This is a genomic window from Pelovirga sp., from assembly GCF_059864205.1.
On record NZ_JCBCBS010000225.1, the window covers coordinates 1 to 10791 of the forward strand.

Below are 10791 nucleotides of genomic sequence, written 5' to 3' on the forward strand. Positions count from 1 at the left end.
TCACGGCTCACGGTTCACGGTTCACGGCTCACGTTTTTCAACAAATGACCCCGCGCAGCGGCAGACATCGCGCAGCGATGGACAAGTGACGCCGCAAAGCGGTAGACCCCGCAAAGCGGCAGACATCGCGCAGCGGTAGACCCCGCGCAGCGGCAGACCAGTGGAGGAATAATGCGGAGTTTATCCGGGAAAACCCTTTTTATTACTGGTGCCAGTCGCGGCATCGGCCTTGCGGTAGCACTTAAAGCAGCTGCTGATGGTGCCAATATTGTCGTCGCGGCCAAAACAACAGAAGCTCATCCGCAATTACCCGGAACCATCTATTCCGCCGCGCAACAGATTGTCGCTGCCGGAGGGCAGGCCCTGCCCCTGGCCGTTGATATCCGTGATGAAAATCAGTTGCAGGAAGCGGTCAAAACGGCTGTTGATACCTTCGGCGGTATAGACATCCTGATCAACAATACCAGCGCCATTTTTCTGGCTGGAGTTCAAAAGACGCCGGTCAAGCGCTTTGATCTGATGCACCAGGTTAACGTTCGTGGGTCTTATCTGGCGGGCAGGTATTGTCTTCCGCATCTGCTCAAGGCAAAAAATCCTCATATCCTGTCTTTTTCTCCGCCGTTAAACCTTGATCCCCGCTGGTTTAAACATCATGCCGGCTATACCATGTCAAAGTACGGAATGAGCCTTGCTGTCATCGGTCTTGCTGCTGAATATGCCGAGCAGGGCGTTGCCGTCAATGCGTTGTGGCCGAAAACGGTCATCGCTACCGCCGCTCTTGCCATGCTTGGCGGCGCGGTCAAAGCTGAAAACTGCCGCGTCCCGGAGATTATGGCTGATGCCGCCTGGTATTTACTGACGCGGGATAGTCGTCATGCCGGCGGTCGGTTTTTTATTGACGAAGAGGTGTTGCGCGAAGAAGGAATCACCGATTTAAGCCACTATGCTGTCGACCCCAATAGTCCATTGTTCCCCGATCTTTTTTTGGACTGACGCTTAGTTTAAAGTAACTATTGTGCACTATCCTTGCGCAGGACCTTTGGCTCCTGTGGCAAGGGTGTTTATCGCCATGGACGGCGACAACAAGCGGACATGGATGACTCAACGGGAAACAATCGCGTCCCTTGTCATAGGATCCGAAGATCCGGTGCTGAACTGTTAGAGTTTAAAAACGCTGCGTTGTTAGCGCATAGCTGCCCGGATCACCACGCCAGTTGCTTCCCCTTTGCTGCCCCGGCGGCCACGGTACGTATCATGAAAAAACGCCTCGATATGCTTCTCGTGGAACGAGGATTGGCCGCGTCGCGTGAACGGGCTCGCGCCTTGATTCTGGCCGGTAATGTGGTCGTTGACGACCACCGTATCGACAAAGCCGGTCAACAGGTTGACCCACAGGCCGAGATCCGCCTGAAATCAGATGACATCCCTTTTGTTTCCCGCGGCGGTTTGAAACTGGCAGGCGCTTTGGCGGCTTTCGATCTGCAGGTCAAAGGTTGTATTGCCCTTGATGTGGGTGCATCAACCGGTGGTTTCACCGATTGTTTGCTGCAGCATGGTGCCGCCAGGGTGTACGCTGTGGATGTCGGTTATGGCCAGCTGGCCTGGTCGTTGCGTGAGGACCCGCGGGTGATCAACCTTGAACGGTGCAATATCAGGCACCTGCAGCGCAATGCTTTAGCTGATGTCCCCGAACTGGCAGTGATCGACGCCTCTTTTATCTCGCTTGCCAAGGTGTTGCCCAACACCCTGCACCTGCTTGCTCCCCAGGCTGATGTTATTGCCTTGATCAAGCCCCAGTTCGAAGTTGGCAAAGGGCAGGTTGGCAAGGGGGGGATTGTCAAAGACGCTGAACTGCATGACCAGGTGGTAGAGCGCATTCGTGCCCTGGCAGGTGAATTGGGTTGTCGCGTTCACGGCGTTATTGAAAGTCCGGTGCTGGGTGCAAAAGGTAACCGGGAGTTCCTCATTCACTTGCAAAAAAATGACAACTATACCCTGTGCGAAAATGTCAAATGATTAGCTGTTGTCACCAATCTTTGCTAGAATGCGGGGTTAGAAAGTTTATTATAAAACCATCATCAGAATAGAGGTGATTCATGTCGTCTGATTGTCTGTTCTGTAGGATAGCCGCCGGTGACATACCGGCAACCATCCGTTATCAGGATGATCTTGTCGTGGTGTTTGAAGATATCAACCCGCAAGCACCCACCCATCTGCTTCTCGTTCCACGCCGGCACATCCCGACTACCCTTGACCTTACGCCGGAAGACAACGCCCTGGTTGGTCATATCTTCCAGGTTGCTGCAAAAGTTGCCGACAACCTCGGTTTCGCCCAGGACGGTTTTCGCATTGTCAACAATTGTAATCAGGCCGGCGGTCAAACCGTCTGGCATCTGCATTTTCATCTTCTTGGCCAACGGCAACTGTCCTGGCCTCCCGGGTAAATGACACTGGTAGATTACTATGGTGAAGTTTGACATAAAAACTGAACAACGCCTCATGCACGACATTATGGAGTTGCTGGTAACCCACTATGGCGCGGAGCTCTCGGAGGATGTCCTTGATAGCGAAATTGCGCGCCTGGAGATGGCTCTTAGTGATGCCCGGGAATCCCATCGTGGGCAGGTGCGCAAGTCGGGGGAGCCTTACATATTTCATCCCCTGCGGGTAGCGCATCTGGCGGCTCGCCACTGGATGGATTTTTCGTCGGTTATCGCCTCCTTGCTCCACGATGTCGTCGAAGATACCCCGGTCACCCTGGAAGAAGTGCAGACTAAATACGGTGACGAGGTTGCCCATCTGGTTGACGGTTTGACCAAGGTGACCTCGGGGTTAATGAGTCGTGAGGATTTAAAGCAGGAAACCTATAAAAAAACCCTGCTGGTTGCGATCGACGACATCCGCGTTCTGTGTCTGAAATTCTGGGATCGTATCGATAATCTCCTCACCATTGATGCCCTGCCTCTGCAAAAACAAAAATTGATCGCCGAAGAAACCCGTAGCGTTTATGTGCCTCTGGCGCGCCATCTCGGCATGGGCTATGTGGCAACGGAGCTTGAATCCCTGTCGCATTCGGTCCTTTATCCCAAGCGTGCCAAGCGTTACCGGCAAGCCCTTGCTGCGCTCCAGGAAGAAACATCAGGCTATCTGCGCCAGATCCGCGGCCAAATCCACATTGCCTGTGAAAAACAGAAGTTATCAGTGCTGGTAAAAGAACGCTGGCGCCCCTTTACTATCCAGTCGGCGCGCGAGATGGGACGCGGTTTTGTCGCCCTTTTTAGCCTGGAAGTGCATGTCGACCGGATGATGGACGCTTATCTGTTTCTTGGCATCCTGCATAGTTTGTTTCCGCCGATTCCCGGCAAGTTGCGGGATCATTTAAATCAGACCTCGCAACATGGTTATCTGGCCATAAAAACCACCGTGCAGGCGGAAGAGCAGCGGATGCGCATAGAAATCACCACGCGCAAACTGGCACGATTTAATCTTGCCGGGGTGCTGGCGCCAGGTTTCAGGTTCCGTCATGATAATTTCCGGGTGTTGATGCAATCCCTGATGGATGGTGAGTCGGCTTTCGATACCGAATCCTTAAAGTTGGCATCGGCAACCATTCAGGTCTATACCCCGCACGGGGAAGTGCGCAAACTGCCGGAAGGGAGCAGTGTTCTGGATTTTGCCTTCGATATTCACGACTCAGTAGGTCTGCGTGCTCGCCGTGGTGTGATCAACGGCCGCATCCGTCAACTGAAAACCCGACTGCTTGACGGCGATCAGGTCATGGTTGAAACCGCCCAGGAACCTGAAGTGTTGCCCAAGTGGCTGGAGTGGGCGATTACCCCGCGGGCGCGGAACAGTATCCGTCGTTATCTGCGCAACAAGGTGCGGGCAGCGCAAGTGGAATCAATAAATGAAAAGGAGTCGTAGATTGTTTCGTTTTGTCGGTTTTTTTCTGTTTGTTTGTTTGCTGGTGCCGGTTGTTGCCGCTGCCGGACAGGTCAATGCGTTTATTTATCATCGTTTTGACGATAATCGTTACCCTTCAACCAATATCGCTGTCGATGTCTTCACCAAACAGCTCGAATTCCTGCATGAACGCAATATCCCGGTTGTATCGACTCAGGAGGTTGCTGAGCGCATGGCCCGCGGGGAGCCTTTGCCCGAACGTGCTGTGATGATCACCGTCGACGATTCCTACCTGTCTTTTTATGAAGCCGGCATGCCGGTAATCCGCACGTTTGATGTGCCCGTATCCCTGTTTGTCAATACCGATTCCGTCGGTACCCCGGGTTACATGACCTGGAAACAGATTCGTGAAGTAGTAGCACAGGGGGTTGAAATCGGCAATCACACGGCCGGCCATGCCTACCTGGTGGAAAAGGGGGCAGGGGAAACAGATGCCCAATGGCGCCGGCGCGTTCATGATGACATTCTCAAAGCGCAGCATGCCTTCGAACGCGAACTGGGCTTTGCGCCGAATATCTTCGCTTACCCCTATGGTGAGTATTCTTCTGAAATAATCGATGTTTTGAAGGCTCTCGGCTTTATAGCTGCCTTTGCCCAGCAATCCGGAGTGATTCATTCATCGCATGATCCCTTCACCTTGCCGCGCTTTCCCATGGGCGGACCATTTGCGACCATCGATGATTTTAAATCAAAGTCAGTAATGAAGGCGTTGGTTGTCGCTGAGCAGCACCCCTTTGATTCAATCATTTACACTGCCAAGGCCCCACCGGTGCTCGATCTCTATATGCCGGGAATATCGGGCAGTGCGACTCAGTTCAACTGTTTCGCTCAAGGCGCAAACCGCTGTACGGTCAGTGTCAATCAGGAACGTGGGGAAGGGTGGTATCAGGTGACGGGTGACAGTCCCCTCAAGGGTAGACGTAACAAATATACCCTGACGCGGCAGGCGCCAGATGGCGGGTGGCAGTGGTTCAGTCAGTTGTGGATCAATGCCGATAATCCGCCGCGTAAATAATCATCTTGTGAAAATCAGTTATCCACGGAAGACACGGAAGGCACGAACAACATCAAAGAAGATCCGTGTTAATCACTGAATCGAACATGTAGGCAACGTTATTGTGTAACCTGTTTGGTGAATAGCTGTTTTTCTATATGATGTGAACTTCTGTGTGATTCCGTGTTTTCCGTGGACCAGAAACAGGGTCTTCGGGTTATTCCGTTTTCCGCAGGCTGGCGCCACCTAAGCGCTGCAGATTGTTGTGACGGATCAGCGCTTGAATTTCACGAATGTACTCTTCGCCACGAATGGAATAACTCAGCAACCCTTCCGCGAGAGCCAGGCCGTCAGGTTTGGTCGCGATGTTCTGGTCTTCACGCAGGTAGCGGAAGCTTTGATAGGCCTGGTGGGTGTTGAGGTTATTGGCGTAGGCGCGCACAGATTCATAGAGGTTGGAAAACCTGCGCACCTCGTAAATTTCCCCTTCCGGGCGACCCTCGGGGACAACCCCCTGGCCGGGGATGAAGGTCCATTGCCCGAACAGGTTGTTGGCCACCAGGCTGAAGCGCGAGGTTCCCCAGGCCGATTCATTGGCCGCCTGCGCCAGGGCAAGCTCAACCGGAATAATGTTGGCACGACGCAGGAGAATGTCTATCGCCGTTGCTAAACCCTCAGTTTTGAGGTCAACGCGGTATCGCGCAGCCAAATTTTCCAGGGTGGCACGTTGTTCCGGAGATAAACTGTCTGAGTGGTCAAGCTGTTGCTGTATGGCAAGCAACTGCTCACGTTCCGCCAGAATCTCCTCGTTGACCAGCAGCACCAGGGGGAGCATGATTTTAAAAAATAGCCGCTTGCGCGTTTCGGTCTCCGCAATGTGGCCTAAGTCGTCCGGCATTTTTTCGACGAACAAGGGGGGTATCCCATCGTCGATCTGATCGAGTTGGTAGTTGTAGCGTTTGAATGTTTCTTGTAGCCCCTGATATGATGGCGCGCCGGCAACGACAGGCGTCGTTTTTTCTTCTACCGGAAAGGTGCTGTCGCGGCAGCTTGCCAGCAGCAGCACTAACATCAGAACGATGAAGAACAGGGTTGTCGATTTCAATACAAACATCCTTTTGTGCCGCGTGGAACCTCACCCTGGTGCGGGAGGTTAACGTCGTTTTGCTGTAACCCAGGAAGGTTTTCAATAGCCTGATCGTCATGCAAAAAGTCAGCACGAAGTTATACCGAAGCAGGTAAATTATGTCAATGTCGGCATCCGGCACCGGTTTTGCCGGAACCTGACAGACTCTGGAGGCGCCGTGAAAACCTATCGCAAAGAACTTTCCTTTGAAATTCCCACTCGCCGAGCCTTTGTCAATATTACCGCGAAAGTCGTCGAGTGTCTTGAACAGAGTGGCATCAAGGAGGGTCTGTTACTCTGTAACGCCATGCACATTACCTCCAGTGTCTTTATCAATGATCACGAGTCGGGTCTACATCAGGATTTTGAGGATTGGCTCGAAGGGCTCGCCCCCCATGCGCCCATCAACCGTTATCGGCATAATGATAGCGGTGAGGATAATGGTGACGCCCATCTGAAAAGAACCATCATGGGGCGCGAGGTGGTTGTCGCCATTACCGCCGGCCGCCTCGATTTTGGCCCCTGGGAACAGATCTTCTATGGTGAATTCGATGGCCGCCGGCACAAACGCGTGCTGGTCAAAATCATCGGCACCTGACAGCAGCACAGATTGGCGCTATTGTTTCGGTGGTTAAGCAATCAATCGAGCGTCATTCCCGCGGAAGCGGGAATCCAGTGAGATTTCAGGCTGTTAAAAAATGGATCCCCGACTAAAGCCCTCGAGGATGACAGACTATTTATCCGCCGCACCAATAATATGCTATGCTGGGCGCCACAACAGGCGGCATCAAGCCGATCAACCACACAACGAGAAAAAGATGGAAACAATTAAAACCGCCAGTTTCGAATATCTCATCGGCCTGGCTAAGGAGAAACCCGAGGGCGGCTACCGTTTTGTTCTCGATGGTACCGAGTATGACATTCAGGATCTATTGGAGATTTCAGCCATTGCCACCAAACATGGCTACATTGTTATTTATTAAACCAGACAAGGAGAGAGTTAATGAGTGATTTTGTCGAGGAAGCAGGAATAGAGAAAAACATCTGTTATACCCTTGAAGTGGCCCTGGAGAAGTCGATTGTCATGGAAGAACGCGCCTTTCGTAACTTGCTCAATGCCTTTCGCATCGTCAAGGATCGTCAGGCCAAAGCGATCCTGCGCGATGCAGCAAAAGAAGAGTTGAATCATAAGCATCTGATCGAAGCGGCGTTGTTTGAAGGGTTTGATAAAAATTCAGACCTGATGACGGAAGAAATTCCGAGTATGAACCTTGACTATATTTTTCAACAAAAGAAAGTATCCTCTGATGCTGACGCCCGTGAATGCCTTGCCTATGCCATTAACATGGAAAAACAGGCAGTGAAATTTTACAAAGCCCTGATCAGCGGCTGCGAAGGCGCGCCGATGATGGAACTGTTCAAGCGCCTGATGGCCGATGAAACCCGGCATCTGCGGATTCTGGAAGATTTGTATGAGAAGATTTTTTTGACGGAGAACTAAAAAACGGCCTCACACAAAGTCACGAAGGCACAGAGAAAAGCTTATAGGCACATCTGAACGCTGATGAACGCTAATGGACGCTGATGAAAGCGGATAAACTCAAAAGCAAAAAAAAGATTCTGGGTTTAAAACCTTAAAACGATAAGCACTGTTTTTTGAAGTTAAAGGTTTTAATCTGCGTGACATCTGCGTTTATCTGCGTTCAATATTGATTTTCTTGGTGTCTTGGTGTCTTCGTGGCTTTGTGAGAGTAAAAGATGTTGACAAAGGGTTCGGCTGCTATGGTCGAACCCTTTTTTTTGTGCGTTGTTGTTTTTTGTTCCCAATGCTCAGTTGAAGCGGACCATAGACCTATCATATGTAGCAGAAAAGCCAAATATGATGGGTGTCTTTGCTGGATTTTACTCAGCCCTCCCCCCGTAGTTCTCAATTTAATCAATACAATCATGTAGATAGCATATCTCTCAGGGTGTCCTCCGTGGTGGCATGTTAGTTGCGCATATAGGGTGTTGATATGTCTCGCGGAATGGGTTGGTTTTTATATTTAGGGAGGTTTTGATGATGCCGCTACAGTGGAAAAAATTCATTCGGCAGATTTTGAGGTGTTCAGCTCTGGTTGTCAGTGTGCTCGCTCTTGTGGCCTGCGGTGGTGGTGGGGGAGGTGGCAGTTCCAGTGATCCCGGTGTTCCTGCAAGTGATTATGTATCCATCGTCCCAACAGCAAATCCAGGATTAGATCAGTATATTGAAACGGGGCAAATCGTTCAGCTTGACGCAAGCAGCAGCACCACCAGCCCAGTCGGCGGACTACTGACCTACAGCTGGGACATGAATTTGCGACCTGCCGACAGCAGCGCTGTTTTAATAACCCCTGAAGAAGTTACTTCTTCTTTTACCGCTGACGTAGATGGAGTCTTTGAAATCTATTTGACCGTTTTTGATGCTGCTACCGGGGTAGCATCAGATCCTGTAAAAACTATCATTATCAGTGAAAACAGTTACGTGTCATTATTTTCGATCGTTGGCGATGGGAGCGCCTTATACGAATCGGATGATGGAGTTTATTACCTTACTGGATCAAAGTTTTATGCTGCCATTACAAATAATTCAGAATTAACCTTCAGAATCACAAGAGCAGAACTTTATAATGGAACTGAAGTTATTGCATTCACAGAAAATCAGGATTTTCTAGGAGGTGCGGCGTTTTCACCAGCAGAAAATTTGATCGGGGTTTTTGTTTTAAATAGTAAGATAGAAAATAATGGTTTTGAATTTAGATACTATATATTGAGTCCTGATACATCAGAAACCTTTATTGTAAGGTATCTATACTGAAATTAGAAAAAATAAGAACATGAATTTGTTGTTTTGCTATGGTTGATCTAAATAAATCCAATGTTAATTAAAATAAAATTAAAAATACCATTGTTTAAAAAGTACAACATGAACCGGAGGTCTATATGAAAAGAATATTTTTAAGTTTGATGGTAATGTTGATGTTCAGTGTATCGGGAGCATTTGCTCTAAGTATCACAGATGACTATTATCTTGGGTCAATTAGTCCAAGTGATCCTGCAAACCCTGTTGCTGAAACTGGTTATGTGAATCAGCTCATTGGTATGGATGTTAATACCGAATTTTCTGAGCCGCTGAACCCTGTGTTCACACGTGTGTACACTCGTTCCAGTAACAATATTGACCCACTTCCCGAAGCGGTTTTCTCTTATAAAATAGATTCACCATTCGCTAGTTTAGAGTTTGTTGGTGTGACTGCTGACTACATCTTGGGAAAATACGCAACTATTTCTCACGTGTGGGTTGTTAGTGGACTAAATGCTTTTTTTCTTCCTGGCAATATTGACAGAGATCTATCGCACTACTCTGTGTTCAACAATACCCAGGCTGTCCCCGAGCCTGCAACCCTGCTGCTTTTAGGTGCAGGATTAGTAGGCATGGGCGTGTATCGTCGTAAGGTTAGCATCTAGGGTTAATTATTTCTTCCATAGCGAGACCTAAGTCCCGGCCATATCGGCCGGGACTTTTTTTCGGGCTAATTCTTCCAGGCTGGGGTGCGACCCGTTTCAAAAGGGCGTATCCCGACATTTCCTTCACGATTGTTGTCTTTGTTTTTAATAGAACAGCGTCATATAGAGACGTCCTTGCCTTATATTTATCTTGATTTCTTTACCTGTTTTAGCGGCATTTTTTTCTTATATGCTGTTTTTACCTTCTCGAAATGTCTCCGTTCAGCAGAACAAATACCCATAAAATAAGTGAAAATAACATATATCGCTACAATTAGAAAAAAAAACAAAAAACGATAAAACATCGTTTGCATAAGTATTTTCTTTTTGATATGTTTATAACAACGTTATATCGCAAATGTTTATCGCAGTTATGCAGGGTTAGGTACAACAGCAAGCTTCGGGTATGTGGGAGGCGGTCATGGACATCAATTTGATCAAGGGTGTATTCGCTGTTTACGTGGTGGGCGTTGCGCTTATCCGCCTTATGGATGACGAGGAACATTATTATCTGGTGGTGATGAAGAAGGTCTGGGGGCGTAGCCAGGGGCTGACCCTGCATTTCATCGCCAATGTCTGTATCCCGATGATTTTTGCCCTGGTGTCCTTTTCCCAAGGTTTTGTTGCCCTCGCCGGCTACTGACGTCGAAAAACTTTACACATCAATCATAATACGCCGCGAAATTCTCCGTTTCGCGGTTTTTTTGTGTCGAAATTTTTTACAAAGAATGGATGTCGGTTATGGATAGCTGCTAAGTTACAGAAATCGTTATGGATTAAAATTTGGCATGGGATGTGCTGATACAATAGAACAAGAAAGACTTAACCCATGCTCGAGGAGGGCGTTATGAAAAAGATTTTAGTTAGTTTAGTGGCGATGTTGTTTTTGGTAGTTCCGATGGCTTTTGCAATAACAATCGACAATGGCAGTATTAATGTAGGGGACGTCGACAATTTTCTTGGTGCAACCGATAACCTCGCTAACTCAAACGAAGATACCGAAACTGCGTGGGTCAACTCTATTCTTGGAGCAGGAACGGCAACATTTGTTGTCAAAGATGGTGAAACAACTTACTCAGCTACAGACGCCGATAATATTTACGCATTTTATTTGGGTGCACCAGTAGTTGAATATTTCTTACTCAAAAACGCTCAATTTTGGGCCTTGTTTGAGAACGTAGAC

At 48.9% G+C, this 10791-nt stretch carries 13 protein-coding genes; 12 read left to right on the forward strand and 1 reads right to left on the reverse strand.

The features are described 5' to 3' along the window. Window positions 1-171 precede the first annotated feature (171 nt). The 5 genes from AC6F7T_RS13975 (at window position 172) to AC6F7T_RS13995 (ending at window position 4978) form a co-directional block, all read left to right on the forward strand. Window positions 172-993, forward strand: a complete 822-nt coding sequence (locus AC6F7T_RS13975) for an SDR family oxidoreductase (protein ID WP_500719838.1) — start codon at window positions 172-174, stop codon at window positions 991-993. 258 nt (window positions 994-1251) lie between these two features. Beyond that, window positions 1252-2016 carry a TlyA family rRNA (cytidine-2'-O)-methyltransferase gene (locus AC6F7T_RS13980; protein ID WP_500719861.1) on the forward strand — a complete coding sequence of 255 codons (765 nt, stop codon included), beginning with the start codon at window positions 1252-1254 and terminating at the stop codon, window positions 2014-2016. 80 nt (window positions 2017-2096) lie between these two features. After that, the gene (locus tag AC6F7T_RS13985) at window positions 2097-2444 is read left to right on the forward strand and encodes an HIT domain-containing protein (protein ID WP_500719840.1); all 348 of its coding nucleotides are present in this window, start codon (window positions 2097-2099) and stop codon (window positions 2442-2444) included. 19 nt (window positions 2445-2463) lie between these two features. Then, a complete protein-coding gene (locus AC6F7T_RS13990; protein WP_500719841.1) occupies window positions 2464-3924 on the forward strand; it encodes an HD domain-containing protein in 1461 nt (486 codons plus the stop codon). Continuing rightward, on the forward strand, window positions 3908-4978 hold the full coding sequence (locus tag AC6F7T_RS13995; protein WP_500719843.1) for a polysaccharide deacetylase family protein: 1071 nt from the start codon (window positions 3908-3910) through the stop codon (window positions 4976-4978). Before AC6F7T_RS13990 ends, AC6F7T_RS13995 begins: the two co-directional genes overlap by 17 nt. 196 nt (window positions 4979-5174) lie before the next feature. Here AC6F7T_RS13995 and AC6F7T_RS14000 read toward each other — a convergent pair whose 3' ends face one another. Then, on the reverse strand, window positions 5175-6062 hold the full coding sequence (locus AC6F7T_RS14000; RefSeq protein WP_500719846.1) for a glucosaminidase domain-containing protein: 888 nt from the start codon (window positions 6060-6062) through the stop codon (window positions 5175-5177). 199 nt (window positions 6063-6261) lie between these two features. Between AC6F7T_RS14000 and AC6F7T_RS14005 the strand changes: the two genes are divergently transcribed. From AC6F7T_RS14005 to AC6F7T_RS14035, 7 genes are all read left to right on the forward strand, one after another. Beyond that, on the forward strand, window positions 6262-6681 hold the full coding sequence (locus tag AC6F7T_RS14005) for a secondary thiamine-phosphate synthase enzyme YjbQ (RefSeq protein ID WP_500719847.1): 420 nt from the start codon (window positions 6262-6264) through the stop codon (window positions 6679-6681). Window positions 6682-6901: 220 nt separating this feature from the next. Further along, window positions 6902-7066, forward strand: coding sequence for a hypothetical protein (locus AC6F7T_RS14010; RefSeq protein ID WP_500719848.1), 165 nt, complete (start codon window positions 6902-6904; stop codon window positions 7064-7066). Window positions 7067-7086: 20 nt separating this feature from the next. Further along, window positions 7087-7584: a ferritin family protein gene (locus tag AC6F7T_RS14015; protein WP_500719851.1), complete on the forward strand. Its 498-nt coding sequence runs from the start codon at window positions 7087-7089 to the stop codon at window positions 7582-7584. A gap of 558 nt (window positions 7585-8142) precedes the next feature. Beyond that, window positions 8143-8919: a hypothetical protein gene (locus AC6F7T_RS14020; RefSeq protein ID WP_500719853.1), complete on the forward strand. Its 777-nt coding sequence runs from the start codon at window positions 8143-8145 to the stop codon at window positions 8917-8919. Window positions 8920-9044: 125 nt separating this feature from the next. Continuing rightward, on the forward strand, window positions 9045-9569 hold the full coding sequence (locus AC6F7T_RS14025; RefSeq protein WP_500719855.1) for a PEP-CTERM sorting domain-containing protein: 525 nt from the start codon (window positions 9045-9047) through the stop codon (window positions 9567-9569). Between the two features lie 460 nt (window positions 9570-10029). After that, window positions 10030-10251: a hypothetical protein gene (locus tag AC6F7T_RS14030; RefSeq protein ID WP_500719857.1), complete on the forward strand. Its 222-nt coding sequence runs from the start codon at window positions 10030-10032 to the stop codon at window positions 10249-10251. A gap of 204 nt (window positions 10252-10455) precedes the next feature. Continuing rightward, window positions 10456-10791: hypothetical protein (locus tag AC6F7T_RS14035; protein WP_500719858.1), on the forward strand; the 336-nt coding region annotated here is incomplete at its 3' end.